We start from the raw sequence: 19,095 nt of genomic DNA, 5'->3' as shown, positions 1-19,095 counted from the left end.
CTCACGCGTCCCCCCGCGCCATGACCTTCACCCACGAGACGTGCCGGTGCACCAGGGCGGCGGCGCGGACGCCGTCACCGTCCCTGAGCGCCGCGAGGATCTCGCCGTGCTCCACCAGGTTCTTGGCGACGCGGCTGGGTTCGGCGTGCATCGTGGCGACGCCCATCCGCAACTGCCGGTCGCGCAGCTGGTCGTAGAGGTGGGCGAGGATGCGGTTGCCCGCCGCGCGGACGATCTCGGCATGGAAGCAGCGGTCGGCGACCGCGAACGCCGCGAGGTCGCCGGCGTCGGCGTGGCCCTGCTGCTCGGCGAGCAGTTCCTCCAGCCGGGCCAGCAGCGCGGGCGGCGCGGCGGGCACCAGCTTGGCGACCGCGTGCTGCTCGACGAGCAGCCGGGTCTCGACGACATCGGCGATCTCCTGCACGGAGACCGGCAGGACCAGCGCGCCCTTCTTGGGGTAGAGCTTGAGCAGCCCCTCCGCCTCCAGGCGGAGCAGTGCCTCGCGCACCGGCGTGCGGGAGACCCCGACGGCCTCGGCGAGATCGCCTTCGGTGAGCAGGGTGCCGCCCTCGTAACTGCGGTCGAGGACACCCTGCTTGACGTGGACGTAGACCCGCTCGGCGGCGGGCGGCGACTTGGCGGCGGAGGCCAGTGTGGGGGCGGGAATCATGATGCACGCATCATAGATACATCACGTATCCGCGAGGAACGGGCGTCCGCGATACGGACCGGTCAGCGCCGGGAACGGCTCGTCAGGGGTGCAGGCTGCTCACCACGTTCGCCGTCGCCGTGAGCCCGTTCTGGATGGTCGGGGCGACGCTGGAGCCCGCGAGGTAGAAGCCGAGGAAGACGCAGACCAGGGCGTGCGAGACCTTGAGCGATCCGCTGCGCAGGAAGACGACCGCCATGATGAGGAGAAGCAGGATCGCGGATACGGATACGGCCACGGCGTCCTCCGGGCTGAATGTCTGAAATCTGGGCCTCTCCCTGTATATCGCCATAGATCAGGCGTTTCATGGTCGCCGGACACGCCAAAGAGGCCCGGACGTTTGTGCGTCCGAGCCTCTTTCGTGTGACGCCGGCCTGCGGTGCTGGGCTACGCCCAGGTCAGGAGCCGCTTCGGCTGCTCCAGCAGCGCCGCGACATCCGCGAGCACCTTCGAGCCCAGCTCGCCGTCGACCACCCGGTGGTCGAACGACAGGGCCAGCGTGGTGACCTTGCGGACCTTCACCTTGCCCTTGTGGACCCATGGCATGTCCTTGACCGCACCGAAGGCGAGGATCGCGGACTCCCCCGGGTTGAGGATCGGCGTACCGGTGTCGACGCCGAAGACGCCGACGTTGGTGATGGTCACCGTGCCGCCCTGCATCTGCGCGGGAGAGGTCTTGCCCTCCCGCGCGGTCGCCACCAGCTCACCGAGCGCGGTGGCCAGTTCGGGCAGCGTCTTCGCGTGCGCGTCCTTGATGTTCGGCACGATCAGCCCGCGCGGGGTCGCCGCCGCGATGCCCAGGTTCACGTACTCCTTGCGGACGATCTCCTGGCCGGCCTCGTCCCAGGTCGCGTTGACCTCGGGGTTGCGCCGGATCGCCACCAGCAGCGCCTTGGCCACCAGCAGCAGCGGGCTGACCTTGCGGCCGGCGAACGCCGGGTCCAGCTTGAGCTCCTGGACCAGCTTCATCGTCCGCGTGATGTCGAACGTCACGAACTCCGTGACGTGCGGCGCGGTGAAGGCGCTCGCGACCATCGCCTGAGCGGTGGCCTTGCGGACGCCCTTGATCGGTGTACGGGTCTCCCGGACACCGGACTCCGCGACCGTCTCCGGGGCGACGGGAGCGGCGGGCGCCACGTCCATGACGGGCTCGGACGACGCGAGCGCGAGCGCCGCGTGCACGTCCTCGCGGGTGACGGTCCCGTCGGGGCCGCTCGGGACGACGGCGCTCAGATCGATGCCGAGGTCCTTCGCGAGCTTGCGCACCGGCGGCTTGGCCAGTGGCCGGTCCCCGGCGGGCGCGTTGAAGCCGTTGGACGTGCTCGCGCCGTGCCCGTTCACCTCGGCCGCAGGCCGGCCCTTGGGCCGGTCGGGGACCGTGCCCTGCGTCCGGCGCGCCCGGCGGACGGTCGACGCCTCGGAGACGCCGTAGCCCACCAGCACCGCCTGCCGCTTCGCCGGCTCGGCGGGCGGCTCGGGTGCCGCTTCGGCCGGCGCGGCCGAAGCCGGGACGGCCGCCGTGGCGGGCACCTCGTCCGGGGCGCCCGGGGTGGTGTCCACCGAGATGATGGCGGTGCCCACGTCAACCGTCTCCCCCTCGGGGAAACGGATCTCGTGCACGACGCCGTCGAACGGGATCGGCAGCTCGACGGCCGCCTTCGCCGTCTCGACCTCGCACACGACCTGCCCGTCGGTGACGGTGTCACCCGGCTTGACGTACCACTTGAGGATCTCGGCCTCGGTGAGTCCCTCGCCCACATCGGGCATCTTGAACTCGCGGAAGCGCTGCGCAATGTCGGTCACAGTCACGCTCTCCTCGCCTCTCAGTACGCCAGCGCGCGGTCGACGGCGTCGAGTACGCGGTCCAGGCCGGGCAGGTACTCCTCCTCGAGCCGGGCCGGCGGGTACGGGGCGTGGAAGCCGCCGACCCTCAGCACGGGAGCCTCGAGGTGGTAGAAGCACCGCTCGGTGATCCGGGCGGCGATCTCCGCGCCGGTTCCCAGGAAGACGGGAGCCTCGTGCACGATCACCAGCCGGCGGGTCTTCTCGACCGACGCCTGGATCGTGTCGAAGTCCATCGGCGACAAGGACCGCAGGTCCACCACTTCCAGGCTACGACCCTCCTTGGCGGCGGCCGCGGCCGCCTCCAGGCAGACCTTCACCATGGGGCCGTACGCCGCCAGGGTGAGATCCGTGCCCGCGCTGGCCACCCGGGCCTTGTGCAGCGGGCCCGGAATGGCCTCGGTGTCGACCTCGCCCTTGTCCCAGTAGCGGCGCTTCGGCTCGAAGAAGATCACCGGGTCGTCGCAGTCGATGGCCTGCCGGAGCATCCAGTAGGCGTCCTGCGGGTTGGAGGGCGAGACCACCTTGAGGCCCGGGATGTGCGCGAAGAGCGTCTCCGGGGACTCGCTGTGGTGCTCGACCGCGCCGATGCCGCCCGCGTACGGGATGCGGATGACGACGGGCATCTTGACCTTGCCCAGGGCCCGCGCGTGCATCTTGGCGAGCTGCGTGACGATCTGGTCGTACGCCGGGAAGACGAAGCCGTCGAACTGGATCTCGACGACCGGGCGGTAACCGCGCAGTGCCAGGCCGATCGCGGTACCGACGATGCCGGACTCGGCCAGCGGGGTGTCGATGACCCGCTCCTCGCCGAAGTCCTTCTGCAGACCGTCGGTGATGCGGAAGACGCCGCCGAGCTTCCCGATGTCCTCGCCCATGAGCAGGACCTTGGGGTCGGTGTCCAGCGCCTGGCGCAGCGCCTCGTTGAGGGCCTTGGCCATGGTCAACGTGGTCGTGGTCATGGTCAGTGCCCCTCAGTCTCGTCGGCGAACGACGCGAGGTACTCGGCGAACTGCGCGCGCTCCTCGTCGACGAGCGCGTGCCCGTCCGCGTAGACGTTCTCGAAGATCGCCATGGTGTCGGGGTTCGGCATGGTGCGCACGCCGTCCCGCACCCGCTTGGCGAGCGCGTCGCTCTCCTGGTCGATCGAGGCGTAGTACTCCTCGTCGGCCAGGCCCTCGGCCTCCAGGTACGTCCTCAGCCGCAGGATCGGGTCCTTCGCCTCCCACTGCTCGCGCTCCTCGTCGGCGCGGTAGCGGGTGGGGTCGTCGGTCGTGGTGTGCGCGCCCATCCGGTAGGTGAACGCCTCCACGAGCATCGGCCCCTGGCCGGTGCGGGCCCGCTCCAGGGCGGCCTTGGTGACGGCCAGCACGGCCAGCACGTCGTTGCCGTCGACCCGGACGCCCGGGAAGCCGAAACCGGCCGAGCGCTGGTAGATCGGCACCCGGCTCTGCTTCTCGGTCGGCTCGGAGATCGCCCACTGGTTGTTCTGGCAGAAGAACACCACGGGGGCGTTGTAGACGGCCGCGAAGGTGAAGGCCTCCGCGACATCGCCCTGGCTGGAGGCACCGTCGCCGAAGTAGGCGATGACGGCGGAGTCCGCGCCGTCCTTGGCGATACCCATCGCGTAACCGGTCGCGTGCAGGGTCTGCGAGCCGATGACGATCGTGTAGAGGTGGAAGTTGTTCTCGTTGGGGTCCCATCCGCCGTGGTTGACCCCGCGGAACATGCCCAGCAGGTTCAACGGGTCCACGTCACGGGTCCAGGCGACACCGTGTTCGCGGTAGGTGGGGAACACGTAGTCGTCCGGTCGGGTGGCCCGGCCCGATCCGATCTGTGCCGCCTCCTGGCCGAGGAGCGAGGCCCACAGGCCCAGCTCTCCCTGCCGCTGCAGGGTGATCGCCTCGGCGTCGAAGCGGCGGGTCAGCACCATGTCGCGGTACAGGCCACGCAGCTCGTCCGGGGTCAGGTCGATGGAGTACTCGCTGTGCTCGACGCGCTTGCCCTCGGGGGTCAACAGCTGTACGAGCTCGGGCTCGCCCCCACGGCGCTTCGCGCCGCCGCGGGTGGTTCTCCGCGCGGCAGTGCTCTTCACGCTCACGTTCGCTCCTCCGTCTGTCCGGCCCCCGGGATCCGCCGGGAGGCCAGTTGCGGCTCACCTGGTTCGACGCGGCGCACGGGGTATGTGCGGCATGGCCGAGCCAGGCGTGACAGTGCCCCGGCAAAGTGGCCTGCAAGAAAGACGTTACCTACTACATCCGCCATCGCGCGAAGGCGTCCTACCTGCGGTTTTGCTTGGATTACCTAGTAAATAGGCGTTGTCGCAGGCCACCGGGACAGAGGAACGGTATCTCGCCGATCGAAATGGCGTAAGAGGTCTGGAGATCGAATCGTGTGGGATGCTCGATTCGTGTCCGAAGACGGAAAAATCAGTGTATTCCTCCTCGATGACCACGAAGTGGTCCGCCGAGGGGTCCATGAGCTGCTCTCCGTGGAGACCGACATCGAGGTCGTCGGCGAGGCCGGCACGGCCGCCGAGGCCCTGGTCCGGATCCCCGCCACCCACCCTGACGTCGCCGTTCTGGACGTCCGGCTGCCCGACGGCAGCGGCGTCGAGGTCTGCCGGGAGATCCGGTCGAACGACCCGGACATCAAGTGCCTGATGCTGACGTCGTTCGCCGACGACGAGGCGCTCTTCGACGCGATCATGGCCGGCGCGGCGGGTTACGTCCTCAAGGCCATCCGGGGGACGGACCTGCTCAGCGCCGTCCGTGACGTCGCCGCGGGGAAGTCGCTGCTGGACCCGGTGGCGACCGCCCGGGTGCTGGAGCGGCTGCGGCTCGGCGCGGACAAGGGCGACGCCCGGGCTCGCCGGGTTGACCGAGCAGGAGAGGAAGATCCTGAACCTGATCGGCGAGGGCCTCACCAACCGGCAGATCGGCGAGCGGCTGCACCTCGCCGAGAAGACCGTCAAGAACTACGTCTCCTCGCTGCTCGCCAAGCTCGGCATGGAGCGCAGGACCCAGGCGGCCGCCTACGTCGCCCGGATGCAGGCGGAGGAGAACCAGCACCGCTGAGGGTCCTTGGACCCCCCTGAACGGGCCCGGGGGCCCTGTTTCGGCTCACCCTCCGGACTCCACAGTGGAGGGATGTCCCCCCACGAACGACGCGCGATGGCGCTGGTGGCCGCCGTTCGCTATGGACGCCTGGCCCTGACGCGCCATGCCATGCCGTACATCGCCGTCGCCCGGCACGCCGTGGTGGACGACCACGTGCTGATCCGCGTCCACCGCGGCTGGGGCGTCCACGGCGCCTGCGACGGCTCCGTCGTCGGCTACCAGACCGACAACCTGCACGCGGCCGCGGACTCCGTCTGGGCCGTGCACCTCACGGGCACCGCCCGCGTCGTGACGGCGCCGGAGGACCCCGACGATATGTTCGGACCGCTTCCCTCGTTCGTGGACGAACCCGCCTTCGAACCCGTTCACCTGCGGATCGACCCCGCCTTCGTGGACGTGCAGTTCGCCAGGGGCGTCGCACAGTGGCCGGAGCCGCACGCCGGGTGATCTACGCTTGTCCGAGTGACGTGCACGGCGGCGACGGAGCTGCTCGCCGAAGGCACGCTCGGCACCCTGCTGCGCCGCTACGAGGGCGCCGGCACCCCGCTGACCTGCGATCCGGTCCCCCAGGGACTGCTGAACCGCGGCTACCGGCTGATCACCACCCGCGGCAGGTTCTTCCTCAAGCACTACCTCGCGCCGGACACCGCGGACGCCGCCGTCATCGCCCGCCAGCACCGCGCGACACTGCTCCTGGACGGCCTGGGGTTGCCCGTCGCCCCGCCACTCGCCGACACGGACGGCCGGACCGTCGCGGTCGTCGGCGGGCGCTGCTACGCCCTCTACCCGTGGGTCGAGGGTCACCACCGGGAGGGCACCGAGCTGACGGCCGCCCAGTCCCGGCGGCTCGGCGCGCTCCTCGGCCATGTGCACGCGGGCCTGGCCCGCGTCCAGCCCCCGCCGGACACGGTCCGGATCCCGCACCCCAGCGCCGACCCCGCGCGGACGTACGCGCTCATCGACGAGCTGCTGGAGCTGGCCCACGCGCACGAGCCGCGCGAGACCTTCGACGAGCTGGCCGAGCACCGGTTACTGGAACGCCGGACCCTGCTGGAGCGGCACGCCCATCGAAAACCGCCCCCGCCGGACGCGCCCGCCACCGGCTGGGTGCACGGCGACTTCCACCCGCTGAACCTGCTCTACCGCGGTGACGAACCCGTCGCCATCGTGGACTGGGACCGCCTGGGCGTGCAGCCGCGTGCGGAGGAGGCGGTACGGGCCGCCGCGATCTTCTTCGTCCGGCCGGGGCGACGGGCAGCTGGACCTGGCGAAGGTGCGGCCCTACGCGCGCGCCTACCGGCTCGCGGCGGGCGTGACCCGCCCGGAACTGGCCGCGGCCGTGCACCGGGTCTGGTGGGAGCGCCTGAACGACTTCTGGATGCTCTGCTGGCGCTACCAGGAGCGCGACAGGCGCTCCGACCCCCTCTTCCCGGCGTCCTCGGCGCTCGCCGTCTGGTGGACGCGCGAGTACGAGGCCGTCAGCGAGGCGTTCACCGGCTGACCGGCCGGTGGGCCGGTCAGCCGGTGGACGTGTCGCCGTCAGGGCTTGGGCTTGCCCTCGTTGTTGCCGCCGGTGGCGCCGCCGGTGGGCGTCGACGTCTGCGGAGGCGTCGTCGGGTCCTGGGTCGGCGTCGGGGAGTCCGAGGGTGTCTCGGTCGGCGTCGAGGTCGGGGACTGCGTCCCCGTCTCGGTGGGCTTCTCCGTGGGCGTCGGAGAGGCGGTGTGCGTCTGCCGGTGGGTCGACGTGGGCGGCGGCGCCTGCGTGGCGCCCCCGTCGGTCGGGCCAGGGTCCGTGGAGGGGTCCTGGCTCGGCGCGGAGCTCTGGCCCTGCGAGGTCTGCGCGCTCGGCGAGACCACGTCCTTGCCCGGGTCGTTCTTGTTCCCCGCCTGTCCGACGGCGAAGTACACGCCCAGCGATATGGCGAGCACCGCGGCCAGCACGAAGAGCACCGGCTTGAGCCACTTGTTGCCGCCCCGGCCGTGGCCGTGCTGCGGTTCGAGGTAGCCGCGCGTCTCGTCCGCTCCGCCACCCGCCGCGCCCAGCATCACCGGACGGCTGAACTCCGCGGTGGTGCTGTTGCCCTGCCGGCCGACCATCGTGCCGGGGTTCCCGCCCTGGCCCGCCGGCGGGCCGACCGGAGCCGTGTGCGGCACGACGCCGGTGTCCCAGACGTTGTTCCAGCCGCCCTGCTCCTGCAGCATGTGCAGCGCGTACTGCACCACGCCGCGCATCTCCTCGGCGCTCTGGAACCGGTCGTCCGGGTGCTTCGCCAGCGCCCGCAGCACCAGGCCGTCGAGTTCCGGCGGCACCCGGTCGCTGACCGTTGACGGCACCTGCGGCTCGTCCTGCACGTGCTGGTAGACCACCGACAGCGGCGTCTCGCCGGTGAAGGGCGGCCGCAGCGCCAGCAGCTCGTAGAGCATGCAGCCGGTCGCGTACAGGTCGGAGCGGTAGTCGACCGCCTTGCCGAGCGCCTGCTCGGGGGAGAGGTACTGCGGGGTGCCCATGACCATGCCGGTCTGGGTCATGGTGCTGGCGGCGCCGTGCAGCGCACGGGCGATGCCGAAGTCCATGACCTTGACGGCGCCGGTGTTGGTGATGATGACGTTGGCCGGCTTGATGTCACGGTGCACGATGCCGTGCTGGTGGCTGTAGGCGAGTGCCTCCAGCACACCGGAGATGATGATCAGCGCCTGGTCGATGGGTGGTGCCTCGGCGCCGGTCAGCAGGTCACGGATGGTGTGCCCGTCGACCAGCTCCATGACGATGTAGGGGACCGCCCCGGTGGGGGTGCGGTCCTCGCCCGAGTCGTACACCGCGACCACGGCATGGTGGTTCAGCCCGGCGACCGACTGTGCCTCGCGGGTGAAGCGCGCTTTGGAGACCGGATCCTCGGCCAGATCGGAGCGCAGCAGCTTGATCGCCACGATGCGTCCCAGCCGTACGTCCTCGGCCGCGAAGACCTCGGCCATTCCGCCGCGTCCCAACCGGTGGGTCAGCCGGTAACGTCCGTCACCGACCATCCCCTGCGCGCCCCACAATTCGGGGGAATCGGACGCTCCGGTTCCTGCGGTCGTCTCATGGGGGTCGACCATCAGCCCTCGCCGTCGCTTGTTCCTCGCCTTACAGGTTTTCTGGTCCGCCACGCTACCGTCTCCGGGGACGGTGGCGGGCCGCTCGTGTATGGGCCCCATGCGCATCAGGTGACGAGATGGTCACCAAACTTGACGTGCCCGCGCGATAAGCCAAACTTGGCGGGCAAGCTCGCGGGGCGAGGGCCTTCTCTAGGGGGAAGCGGTACAGATGAGCAGCGGGGACGGCGCGCAGCCCAATTACGCGGGTCGCTCGGTCGGAGGCGGTCGCTACGTTCTGCGCGATCTCCTCGGCGAGGGCGGCATGGCTTCGGTGCACCTGGGACACGACACGGTGCTGGACCGCCCGGTCGCCGTCAAGACGCTGCACACGAGCCTGGGGAACGAGCAGTCCTTCCGTGAGCGGTTCCGCCGCGAGGCGCAGGCCGTGGCCAAGCTGAACCACACCAACATCGTCTCGGTGTTCGACTCGGGCGAGGACACCCTCGACGGCGCGATGGTCCCGTACATCGTCATGGAGTACGTCGAGGGCAAGCCGCTCAACGTGGTGCTGGCCGAGGACGTCGCGCAGTACGGCGCGATGCCCACCGAGAAGGCGCTGAAGATCACCGGAGACGTGCTGGCCGCGCTCGCGGTCAGCCACGAGATGGGCCTGGTGCACCGCGACATCAAGCCCGGTAACGTGATGGTGACCAAGCGTGGTGTGGTGAAGGTCATGGACTTCGGCATCGCCCGGGCCATGCAGTCCGGTGTGACGTCGATGACGCAGACCGGCATGGTCGTCGGCACCCCGCAGTACCTGTCCCCCGAGCAGGCGCTGGGGCGCGGCGTCGACGAGCGGTCCGACCTGTACTCCGTCGGCTGCATGCTCTTCGAGCTGACGACCGGCCGGATCCCGTTCGAGTCCGACTCGCCGCTGGGCATGGCGTACCAGCACGTGCAGGAGATCCCGCCCGCACCGTCGCAGTACAACCGGGCGATCACCCCCGGGGTCGACGCGCTGATCGCGCGCGCCCTGAAGAAGAACCCGGCGGAGCGCTTCCCGACCGCGGACGCCATGCACGACGAGCTGGAGCGGGTCGGCCGCACGACGCAGGCCGGCACCACCCCGCTGATCATCGGCGGGGGCCCGCCCGCCGGCAGCCGCGGCGAGGGCGTCTCCGCGTCGGTCTTCCCGCCCGTCCCGGGCGGTCTGCACACCCCGCCGCCGAACGTCCACAGCCCGTACCAGGCGCCCGCGCCGCAGCACAGCGCCTACGGCACCCCGGCGCCCGCCACTCCGGCCGCGTACGGCTATCCGCAGCAGGTCCAGCAGCAGGCGCCGCAGTACCAGACACCCGCTCCGACGGCCGGGTACCCGATGCAGCACGGTGCTCCCGGCGGGCACGCGGGCGGCGGGGGCAACGGCGGCCGGTCGAACCGGACCGTCCTGATCGCCGCGACGGTGGCCGTGGTCGCCGTCGCCCTGATCGTCGGCCTGATCATCTGGAACCAGGGCGGCAAGGACGACACCGCCGGCAAGGGCAGCGACGTCTCCCCGTCCACCAACCAGTCCAGCCAGTACGTGCCGGGGGCCTCCAGCGGTGGGACCTCCCCGTCGACGACCGCGGCGAACAACGGCGGGATCGTCGAGGGTGACAAGACCCGGACGCTGGAGTCGTCGGCGTGCACCGGGGCAACCCAGGGCTTCACCAACACGGACCCGAACGTGGTCCTGTTCCCGCAGTTCAACACCAAGTACCGGGATTCCGTCGAGGCGTGCCTGAAGGCCGCGGGGTGGAAGTACACGGTGAAGTACACGAACGAGCAGCAGTGGGGCAAGGGCGCTGTCGTCGACCAGACGCCCAAGGCGCTGGCGGACTACAACGTCACGCAGAAGAACGACGCGAGCAAGATCACCATCTGGGTCTCGACCGGCAAGGGCGCCGGCTGATCCGGCCGCACCTCTGAGCAACGCGAAGGGCCCGGCACACGTGGTGTGTGCCGGGCCCTTCGCCGTTCGCCGTCGGTCAGAGGTACGGGCCGGAGCGGGCGTTCGGGTGGCCGCCCTCGTCGTCCTCGTGCCCGCCCACGCCCGGCGGGAGGGCACGGCGCATCTGCTCCAGCTGGGCCCTCGCTGCCATCTGCTGGGCGAACAGCGCCGTCTGGATGCCGTGGAAGAGGCCCTCCAGCCAGCCGACCAGCTGTGCCTGCGCGATGCGCAGCTCGGCCTCGGTCGGGATCGAGTCGTCGTTGAAAGGCAGGGAGAGCCGCTCCAGCTCCTCCACCAGTTCGGGGGCGAGACCGTCCTCCAGTTCCTTCACGGAACTGGCGTGGATCTCCTTGAGACGCACGCGGCTCGCCTCGTCGAGCGGCGCCTGCCGCACTTCTTCCAGAAGCTGCTTGATCATGCTGCCGATGCGCATGACCTTCGCCGGCTGTTCCACCATGTCTGTCACCGGAACCTCGCGCGATTCATCGCCGCCGCCAGGGGTGCCGCCGAGCGCCATTCCGTCGGATCCCACGATCAGGACCTGCGGGCTCTCCTGCGACCGTTCGTTCATCGGCATCTCCATGCCGCCATTCTCTCGCACACCGTGTTCTCCTGAAGGTGTGCCCCCTGACGCGGCTGATCCACCACGTCAGAGGGCATACGTTCCTCCATTCCAGCGGTCAGGAGCGGGTCCTGGCCGGACGTGCCGTCACGACGCCTCGCGGCGTGACAGCGAGGTCCGGGATCGGGTCACCAGCGCCGCCAGCAGCGCCGCGCCCAGCGGGACGGCGACGAGCAGGGCCGCCAGGGTCGACCACGGAACGACGATCGGGATGTGCGGAGGTGCGTTCATACCGCCCCAGCCCCGGTCCAGCGCGTCCTGGTAGAACTTCAGCTGCTGCCGTTCCTCGGCCTTGCGCAGCCCGATCGCGGGCAGGACACCCGCGGCCGAACCGAGGACGACACCCATCACGGCCACCACCCCGCACTGGAAGCCGGACAGCGTCCGGCGCACCCGCGGATCCGCGCCGATCGCCGCCAGGGTCTTCAGGTCGGGCTCGGCGTCCGCCTGGGCCAGGCCGGTGGCGATGCCCGCGGCACCGATGGTGACCAGGCCGGCGAAGACGGTCAGCGCCAGCAGGATGATGTTGTTTTCGCTGACGTACCCCTGCTCCACGTGGAGGCCCGGATCGGCGCCCAGCTTGGCGAGATCGTCGTCCAGCGCCTGCCGCTGCTCGCCGCTAGGCATCTTCTCGTTCACGAAGTACGAACCGAAGGGAAGGGTCTGCAGCCCGGCGGCCTGCGCCGTGGCGGGCGTCATGATGGCCCGGACACCGTAGGACTGCGTGCCGTCCTTGGCCACGTAGGTGGGGAACGACTTCAGCGGTCCGACGGGATCCTGGCCTTCGGCCACCGGCTTCGATGAGTCCTCGACGATCCGGAAGGTGAGCCGGTTCTTCTCCACGTAGTGCTTGTCGAAGAGCACCGTGTGGCGAGCCGCCAGCGCCTGCTCGGCCCCCGGGTCGTGGATGCCGAGCGCGTGCAGCAGCCCGACGTCCCCGATCAGCAGATCGGCATCCGTACTGATGGCGCTGGAGTGGAACGTGCGGTCGCAGCGCCAGTCCTTGGCCAGCTTCCGGCGCTCGGCGACGCTGTACTTCGTCTCGGTGTCCGAACCGTCCGTGGGGCACGCGTTCGCCGGGGGAAGGACCATCTCCGCCCGGCCGCACCCGGGGGTGTTGCTGTACATCGCGCAGGACTTCTTGCCGACGACCACCCGGGAGACGTCCGCGCGGGACGAGACCGGGAAGCGCTTCTCGACCGCCGCCCGGACCGCGTCCAGGTCGCGGCCCTGCTCCCGCTCGATACTGACCGCCGCGACACCGTAGGGCGCCTGTGCCTCGTACCCGTTGCGCGCTTCCAGGTCGCTGCTGGCGGTGTACGTCGCCACCGCGACCGTTCCCGCGACGGCCGCGAGGACGGCGGCCACGGCAGGCGCCGTACGGCCCCGGTTGCGCACCGCGTCCCGCAGGGCGAGCCGCGGGGAGAGCGGCAGCCAGCCGCCGAGCCGGCCGAAGAGCCCGACGAGGGTCGGGGTCAGCGCGACGATGCCGAGTTCGGCGATGGCGGAGCCGCCGCCGACCGCGAGCACGTTGTCGGTCTTCATCGAGCCGAAGACCGCTACCCCCACGCCGAGGCAGACGGCGGCGAGACCGAGTACCGGCAGTACCCGGTTGGCGTGCCGGATGCCGCGGCGGCCGGTCAGCGCGGCCAGCACGCTCTGCCGGGAGGCGACGATCGCCGGAACGATGGCGGCCAGCAGGCCGGTGAGGATCGCGAGCAGCCCGATACCGAGGAGTTCGAGCGGACGCAGCGAGATGCCGCCGAAGCGCGCACCGACGTACTCCTCCAGCGTCTCCCGGAGGGCGAAGGTCAGCGCGAGGCCGAGCACCGTGCCGATGACGGCGGCGACCACACCGATCACCAGACCGCCCGACAGCACGATCGCGCGGATGTGGCGGCGGTCGCCGCCGTTGGCTCCGACCAGCCCGAGCTGGCGGCGCGAGCGGCGGGCGCCGACGGCGAAGGCCGGGCCTGCGAGCAGGCAGATCTCCAGCATCGCCAGGCCGACGATCGTCGCGGCCACGGCGAGCAGCGCGGCCCGCTCGGCGGTGCTGCCGCCGTAGTTCCGGTTCCAGTCCGGGTACTTCACGTACAGCGGCACCTCGGAGGCGGCCGGCGGGTCGAGCGACACGGCGCGGGAGTGGACGACGACGCTCTTGGCGTTGACGGCCTGCACCATGTTCCACGTGAAACCACCGTCCAGGGCCACGAGGTACGTGGACGTGGTGCCCGGCCCGTCGCGTCCGGCTGCCTTCAGAGCCTTGGCCAGCGGTGCCAGGAAGGAGTCCGGCAGGGCGTTGATCTGCGACACCTTCAGGTCATCGGGCAGGTCGTAGGCGCCGACGATCTTGTACTTGGTGGCCAGGTCACGGGCGGAGACCGACGAGCCGACGTGCAGCCCGCTCGACTTGAGGAACGCGTTGGTCGCGATGACCTCGTCCGGCGCGGCCGGGAAGTGACCGCGGTCCAGCTCCATGATCCCGGCGGCCACCGGGTCGGAGGCCTTCAGCTCACGGATGTCGACGTTCAGCAGGCCGTACTTCGTGTGGACCTTGCCCGTGCCGACGGAGTCCTTCAACGTCTTCGCCCCGGCGGGGATGACGGCCGGGATGTCGACGCCGGGGCCGTTGCCGCCGGACACCAGGTGTCCCTCGGAGTTCTCGTTGGTCAACGCCGTGTTCTTGCCGTCCGGCGCCTGATAGACCGGCTGGCCGTCGTAACCGGCGTCGGTGAGCCGGGCGTCGGCGGCGCCGATGTCGCGGGCCAGCGACTGCTCGGTGGACAGCTGGGAGCTGCGGATGGTGATGTCCGCGGCGCTCACGCCCACGATCGGCAGCGCGATCATGGCGAGGACGAGGATGCTGCGTCCCTTGAAGCGCCAGGCGTCGCGCCGTGCGATGCGCACCGCGGCACGCCAGGAATGGAGCCAGCCGTTCACTGCGCCACACCGCCGGTGAGCAGCGACTCGGCCGACGAGCGCAGCGTCGTGTCGACGACGGAACCGTCCCGCAGGAACACCACGCGGTCCGCCCAGGCCGCGAACCGCGGCTCGTGGGTGACCAGGACGCCGGCGGCGCCCGCGTCGCAGCGGGCCCGCAGCAGCGCGAGCACCGACTCGCCGGTCTCGGAGTCCAGCGCACCCGTCGGCTCGTCGGCCAGGACCAGCCGGCGGTCGCCGACCAGCGCCCGGGCGATGGCGACCCGCTGCTGCTGACCGCCGGACATCTCGTCAGGGAAGCGGTCGGCAAGGTGGTCGAGGTCCATCTCCTGCAGCGAAGCCAGCGCCTCGCGGCGGGCCCTTGCGGGCGGAGGTGCCGTCGAGCTCACGGGGCAGGGCGACGTTCTCGACGGCGGTCAGCGCCGGGATGAGGTTGTAGTCCTGGAAGACGTACCCGATGCTGCGGCGGCGCAGCGCGGCCATCTGCTTGCGGTTCGCGGTGGTGAGATCGGTGCCCTCGACGAGCACCCGGCCCGAGGTGGGGAGGTCGAGTCCGCCCGCGATCGTCAGCAGCGTGGACTTGCCGGAGCCGGACGGCCCCATGACGGCGACGAGTTCACCCGGGAAGACGGATAGGTCGATGCCGCGCAGGGCGTGCACCTCCGTGGTGCCGCTGCCATGAACTCGGGTCAGCTCCTGCAACTGCAGGACGGGCTGATGCTCTTGGGCAGACATGGGTCGATCCCCCTGTGATCAAGTCTTGAGTCGGTCGGGTCTGGTGTGCGTCGCGTGGGGTGGAGCGCGGGTCGGGTCGGATCGGATCGGTCTTTCAGCGGCGGCCGGGGCGCGAGCGCGCCAGCGCCCCACGCAGTCCCCGCTCCTGCGCCGCGTCCGGCTTCGCACCCGGCTTCTCCTGCAGCGGATCCGGCTTCCGGTCCTTCAGGTCGGCGCCGCCTTTGTCGGCGGCCACCGCGTCGGCGAGCCGTACGAGCCGGGTCTCCGCGTGGTCCAGCCAGCGGGCTTCGGCCTCCGCCTGGAAGATCAGCTGTTCGATGACGAGCAGCCACGCGACATCGTCACGGTCCTGGTCCTGCTCCAGGGCGACGAGCGCCTGGGCCTTCAACCGGGTGTAGTCCTGCAGAGCCTGGAGGGTGTGGTGGCGCTGCGCCTGGATGACGGCACGGATGTCGATGTCGGATGAGCCCACGGCCATCGCGAGCTTGATCGCCAACTCGTTGCGGGGCGGGTTGGCCCGATCCACCGGTGTGGAGAACCAGGTGCGCAGTTCGGTGCGTCCCTCATCCGTGATGGCGTACAGCGCGTGTCCGCCGTCGTCCTCCCCCGCCGGCACGACCAGGCCGTCGCGCTCCAGCCGGTTGAGGGTCGTGTAGACCTGGCCGACGTTCAACGGCCAGGTGGAACCGGTACGGGACTCGAACTCGGTGCGCAGCTGGAACCCGTAGCGGGGACCGCGATCGAGGAGGGCCAGAAGGCCGTGACGGATCGACATACTGAGTATGTATACCGAGTATGGTCACGGAGAGCAAGGACGGGCGGTAAGGACGAGAAGGCGAGGGGACCGGGACGGCCGGTCGATCAGGACCTGCGGAGGCGCAGTCCCAGGAAGCCGAGGCCGAGCCCCACCAGCGCGAGACCCGCGCCGAGCGGCAGCACGCTCACCGCGCGGACGACGGACTCCCCGGCGTCCTGGCCGGTTGCGGGAGCCCCGGTCGGAGGCGCCGGAACCGGTGCCGTCGGCGGCCTCGGCTGCTTCGGAAGCGGCACGGCGGCCGCGGTGGAAGAGGAGGGCTGGGGGCGCGCGGGTTCATACTCCTCGCTGCCACTCACGCTCTCCGGTCCGTCCTCATCCGGAGGCGGGTTCTCCGCCGCGATCAGGTCATCCTCGGGGTCGGGGTCGGGGACGTCCGAGGTGTCCGGTGAGTCGGGGGAGTCCGGGGAGACCTGGGAGTCCGGGGAGTCCGGGGAGTCCGGGTCCGACCATCCGTGCCCGCCTGGCTTCGGCTTCGGCTTCGGCTTCGAAGGCGTCGGCGTGGTGGGCTTCGGCGTGCCGGGTTTCGGCGGCTCCGATGTAGGCGGCTGCGACGGCCTACCCGGTCCCGTCGGCCGCCCAGGCGACGCCGGAACGTCGGGTATGGGGGGACGCGTCGGCTTGGGCGGCACGGGTGACTTCGGCCGCTTGGGCTGCTGCCGTTGTTCCAGGGGCTGGGGTATCCGGGGCAGCCTCGGCATCCGGGGCATCACGGGTTGCGCGGTGGGCAGCGTCACGAACGCGACACCGGCCGCCACCGTCGCGGGGCCCTGCGCCACGCGCCCGCATCCGGCCGGCAGGAGCAGGAGCGCTCCGGTCAGCGCGGCTGCCGCCGCGACTCGCCCTCCGGGTGCCGAACGCAAGACGCCCGCCCCTCTCAGCCACCGACTCCACCGTGGAACAAAGCCTCACACAGGGCGTCAATCGCGGCATCTCGGGCGGGCGCCAGGGGTCCAGGCGTCAGGCGTCAGGGCGTCAGGGCGTCAGAGGGGGCGGGCCGTCGGGCGGCCGACCTCAGACCGTCAGGACGACCTTCCCGACGTGCGTACTGCCCTCGACGATCCGGTGGGCCTCGGCGGCGTCGGCCATCGGGACCGTGCGGTCGACGACCGGCCGCACCGTACCGGCCTCCAGCAGGGGCCAGACGTGCTCCCGCACTGCCGCCACGATGGCCGCCTTCTCGCCCAGCGGGCGTCCGCGAAGCGAGGTCGCGGCCACCGCGGCCCGCTTGGACAGCATCTTGGCGAGGTTCAACTCGCCCTTGGCGCCACCCTGCAGCCCGATGATGACGAGCCGGCCGTTGACCGCCAGCGCGTCCACGTTCCGTTCGAGGTACTTCGCGCCCATGATGTCGAGGATCACGTCGGCCGTGACCAGCTCCGCGAAGTCCTGTTCGCGGTAGTTGATCAGGATGTCCGCGCCCAGTTCCCGGCAGGCCTCCAGCTTCTCCGCGCTGCCGGCCGTCACCGCGACCTTGGCGCCGACCGCCTTCGCGAGCTGGATCGCCATGGTGCCGATACCGCTCGAACCGCCGTGGACCAGCAGCGTCTCGGCAGGGCGCAGGTGGGCGACCATGAAGACGTTGGACCACACGGTGCAGGCGACCTCGGGCAGCGCGGCCGCGGCCACCAGGTCAACGCCCTTGGGCACCGGCAGCAACTGCCCGGCCGGCACGGCGACCTTCTGCGCGTAACCGCCGCCCGCGAGCAGCGCGCACACCTCGTCGCCGACCGCCCAACCGGAGACGCCGGGGCCGAGCTCGGTGATCCGGCCGGAACACTCCAGGCCCGGATAGGGGGACGAGCCGGGCGGCGGGTCGTAGAAGCCCTGGCGCTGCAGCAGATCGGCACGGTTGACGGCGCCGGCCACGACCTCGACCAGGACCTCGCCCGCGGCGGGTACGGGATCCGGGACCTCGGCCCAGACGAGCGCCTCGGGTCCGCCGGCTTCGGGGATGGTGATCGCATACATGGTCGCGAGGCTACTCTCCGGACGGCAGGTCAGGTCCTGCGCGATGGATGGCGATCAGGCGATCGGCGAACTGCAGCGTGCCCGCTTCCGGGTCGTCGAAACTCAGCAGCCGGGCGCCGCGCTTGATGGAGACGACGAGATCGGACACGTCCCGCGGCGCCCTGCCCACCTCGGCCTTGGTGACCGGCCGCTCGATGAGGTCGAGCCCGCTGCCGTACGTGATCAGGTCGTCCATCACCCGTCCCACGCTGGGGCTGAGCATCGACAGGCCGAGCAGCCGGCCCGCGGCGCTGGAGCTCGTGATCACCGCGTTGGCGCCGGACTGGCGCAGCAGCGGGGCGTTCTCCTCCTCGCGCACCGAGGCGACGATGTTGGCCCGCTTGTTGAGCTGCCGTGCGGTCAGGGTGACCAGCACGGCGGTGTCGTCGCGCTGTGCCGCGATCACGATCTCCTTGGCGCGCTCGATCTCGGCGCGCAGCAGCACGTCATTGCGCGTCGCGTCGCCCACCACCCCGACGAACCCTTCGGCGGTGGCCGCCTGGACGACCTTGGGGCTGGGATCGACGATCACGATCTTCTCGATGGGAATCCCCCGGCCGAGCAGCGTCCGCGCGGCGGACCGGCCCTTGGTGCCGTATCCGACGATGACGGTGTGGTCGCGCAAAGTGGACCTCCAGCGTTTGAGCCGCCATTGCTCGCGGGTGCGCTCGGTGAGCACTTCGAGGGTCGTGCCGACCAGAATGATCAGGAAGATGACGCGCAGCGGCGTCACCAGGAAGACGTTGCACAGCCGCGCGGAGACGCTGTACGGGACGATGTCGCCGTAGCCGGTCGTCGAGAGCGTGACCGTCGCGTAGTAGAGCGAGTCGAGCAACGAGACGGCGTCGTCCGCGTTGTCGTGGTACCCGCCACGGTCCAGGTAGACGATGAGGACCGTGGCGAGCAGCACGAGCAGCGCCATCGCCAGCCGGCGCGAGACCTGGAGCAGCGGCCCCGTGGCCGCCCGGGGGAACATCACCCGGTAGGCGAGGCTCCCCGGGCTGTCGTGGTCGGCGCGATGAGCGCCGGGGTGGGCGGTCCGGCCGTGGTCGTCGGCCGGGTCGTGGGCGGGGTCACCCGTGGACTCACCCGTGGACTCACCGGTGGGGTCATGGGTGGGGTCATGGGTGGCGTGACGGGTGGCGTCATCGGTGTCCGGGTCACTGTCCGCCCGGCCCGCGGCGGCGTCGTGGCGGGGCAGTTTCACCGGGCTTCACCTCGTGGCTCGCGTCGTTCGGG

The 19,095-nt window shown here is 70.8% G+C and carries 14 protein-coding genes and 3 pseudogenes; 4 read left to right on the top strand and 13 right to left on the bottom strand.

Translation table 11 applies throughout. From position 1 onward, the window contains the following. Position 1 precedes the first annotated feature (1 nt). The 5 genes from M2266_RS18555 to pdhA form a co-directional block, all read right to left on the bottom strand. On the bottom strand, positions 2-670 hold the full coding sequence (locus tag M2266_RS18555) for a GntR family transcriptional regulator (protein ID WP_277439188.1): 669 nt from the start codon (positions 668-670) through the stop codon (positions 2-4). Positions 671-752: 82 nt separating this feature from the next. After that, entirely contained in the window at positions 753-947 is a 195-nt protein-coding gene (locus M2266_RS18550) for a hypothetical protein (protein WP_269269094.1), read from the bottom strand. 149 nt (positions 948-1,096) lie between these two features. Further along, a complete protein-coding gene (locus tag M2266_RS18545) occupies positions 1,097-2,476 on the bottom strand; it encodes a dihydrolipoamide acetyltransferase family protein (protein WP_277441258.1) in 1,380 nt (459 codons plus the stop codon). Positions 2,477-2,532: 56 nt separating this feature from the next. Continuing rightward, the gene (locus M2266_RS18540) at positions 2,533-3,513 is read right to left on the bottom strand and encodes an alpha-ketoacid dehydrogenase subunit beta (RefSeq protein WP_277439187.1); all 981 of its coding nucleotides are present in this window, start codon (positions 3,511-3,513) and stop codon (positions 2,533-2,535) included. A gap of 2 nt (positions 3,514-3,515) precedes the next feature. Continuing rightward, entirely contained in the window at positions 3,516-4,652 is a 1,137-nt protein-coding gene (gene pdhA / locus M2266_RS18535) for a pyruvate dehydrogenase (acetyl-transferring) E1 component subunit alpha (RefSeq protein ID WP_277439186.1), read from the bottom strand. Positions 4,653-4,961: 309 nt separating this feature from the next. On the opposite strand from pdhA, the pseudogene M2266_RS18530 reads away from it, so the two are divergent. From M2266_RS18530 to M2266_RS18520, 3 genes and pseudogenes are all read left to right on the top strand, one after another. Further along, a pseudogene (locus tag M2266_RS18530) lies at positions 4,962-5,628 on the top strand (response regulator transcription factor). 72 nt (positions 5,629-5,700) lie between these two features. Continuing rightward, entirely contained in the window at positions 5,701-6,117 is a 417-nt protein-coding gene (locus tag M2266_RS18525; RefSeq protein WP_277439185.1) for a pyridoxamine 5'-phosphate oxidase family protein, read from the top strand. A 15-nt stretch (positions 6,118-6,132) separates the two neighbouring features. Beyond that, positions 6,133-7,171, top strand: a pseudogene (locus M2266_RS18520) (phosphotransferase). A 38-nt stretch (positions 7,172-7,209) separates the two neighbouring features. Here M2266_RS18520 and M2266_RS18515 read toward each other — a convergent pair. Continuing rightward, positions 7,210-8,766 carry a protein kinase gene (locus tag M2266_RS18515; protein ID WP_277439184.1) on the bottom strand — a complete coding sequence of 519 codons (1,557 nt, stop codon included), beginning with the start codon at positions 8,764-8,766 and terminating at the stop codon, positions 7,210-7,212. A 208-nt stretch (positions 8,767-8,974) separates the two neighbouring features. Between M2266_RS18515 and M2266_RS18510 the strand changes: the two genes are divergently transcribed. Further along, on the top strand, positions 8,975-10,696 hold the full coding sequence (locus tag M2266_RS18510) for a protein kinase (protein ID WP_277439183.1): 1,722 nt from the start codon (positions 8,975-8,977) through the stop codon (positions 10,694-10,696). Between the two features lie 76 nt (positions 10,697-10,772). On the opposite strand, the gene M2266_RS18505 is transcribed toward M2266_RS18510, so the two are convergent. From M2266_RS18505 to M2266_RS18475, 7 genes and pseudogenes are all read right to left on the bottom strand, one after another. Then, entirely contained in the window at positions 10,773-11,318 is a 546-nt protein-coding gene (locus M2266_RS18505; RefSeq protein ID WP_277439182.1) for a bacterial proteasome activator family protein, read from the bottom strand. Positions 11,319-11,444: 126 nt separating this feature from the next. Next, a complete protein-coding gene (locus tag M2266_RS18500; RefSeq protein ID WP_277439181.1) occupies positions 11,445-14,297 on the bottom strand; it encodes an ABC transporter permease in 2,853 nt (950 codons plus the stop codon). Further along, positions 14,294-15,032, bottom strand: a pseudogene (locus tag M2266_RS18495) (ABC transporter ATP-binding protein). Before M2266_RS18495 ends, M2266_RS18500 begins: the two are co-directional and overlap by 4 nt. A gap of 94 nt (positions 15,033-15,126) precedes the next feature. Continuing rightward, entirely contained in the window at positions 15,127-15,807 is a 681-nt protein-coding gene (locus tag M2266_RS18490; RefSeq protein WP_277439180.1) for a PadR family transcriptional regulator, read from the bottom strand. 86 nt (positions 15,808-15,893) lie between these two features. After that, complete coding sequence (locus tag M2266_RS18485; RefSeq protein WP_277439179.1) at positions 15,894-16,082, bottom strand: hypothetical protein; 189 nt, start codon at positions 16,080-16,082, stop codon at positions 15,894-15,896. A gap of 778 nt (positions 16,083-16,860) precedes the next feature. After that, complete coding sequence (locus tag M2266_RS18480; protein ID WP_277439178.1) at positions 16,861-17,817, bottom strand: NAD(P)H-quinone oxidoreductase; 957 nt, start codon at positions 17,815-17,817, stop codon at positions 16,861-16,863. A gap of 10 nt (positions 17,818-17,827) precedes the next feature. Continuing rightward, positions 17,828-18,832, bottom strand: a complete 1,005-nt coding sequence (locus M2266_RS18475) for a potassium channel family protein (RefSeq protein WP_277441257.1) — start codon at positions 18,830-18,832, stop codon at positions 17,828-17,830. Between the last annotated feature and the right edge of the window lie 263 nt (positions 18,833-19,095).

The organism is Streptomyces sp. SPB162 (assembly GCF_029504575.1).
Classification (GTDB): Bacteria; Actinomycetota; Actinomycetes; order Streptomycetales; family Streptomycetaceae; genus Actinacidiphila.
This window is presented reverse-complemented; position numbering and strand designations above follow the sequence as displayed.

Bases quoted from the DNA above. Each gene is read 5' to 3' on its own strand.
- M2266_RS18555 (WP_277439188.1), bottom strand. From the start codon at position 670: ATGATTCCCGCCCCCACACTGGCCTCCGCCGCCAAGTCGCCGCCCGCC.
- M2266_RS18545 (WP_277441258.1), bottom strand. From the start codon at position 2,476: ATGCCCGATGTGGGCGAGGGACTCACCGAGGCCGAGATCCTCAAGTGG.
- M2266_RS18540 (WP_277439187.1), bottom strand. From the start codon at position 3,513: ATGACCACGACCACGTTGACCATGGCCAAGGCCCTCAACGAGGCGCTG.
- M2266_RS18525 (WP_277439185.1), top strand. From the start codon at position 5,701: ATGTCCCCCCACGAACGACGCGCGATGGCGCTGGTGGCCGCCGTTCGC.
- M2266_RS18515 (WP_277439184.1), bottom strand. From the start codon at position 8,766: ATGGTCGACCCCCATGAGACGACCGCAGGAACCGGAGCGTCCGATTCC.
- M2266_RS18510 (WP_277439183.1), top strand. From the start codon at position 8,975: ATGAGCAGCGGGGACGGCGCGCAGCCCAATTACGCGGGTCGCTCGGTC.
- M2266_RS18505 (WP_277439182.1), bottom strand. From the start codon at position 11,318: ATGGAGATGCCGATGAACGAACGGTCGCAGGAGAGCCCGCAGGTCCTG.
- M2266_RS18490 (WP_277439180.1), bottom strand. From the start codon at position 15,807: ATGTCGATCCGTCACGGCCTTCTGGCCCTCCTCGATCGCGGTCCCCGC.
- M2266_RS18480 (WP_277439178.1), bottom strand. From the start codon at position 17,817: ATGTATGCGATCACCATCCCCGAAGCCGGCGGACCCGAGGCGCTCGTC.
- M2266_RS18475 (WP_277441257.1), bottom strand. From the start codon at position 18,832: ATGTTCCCCCGGGCGGCCACGGGGCCGCTGCTCCAGGTCTCGCGCCGG.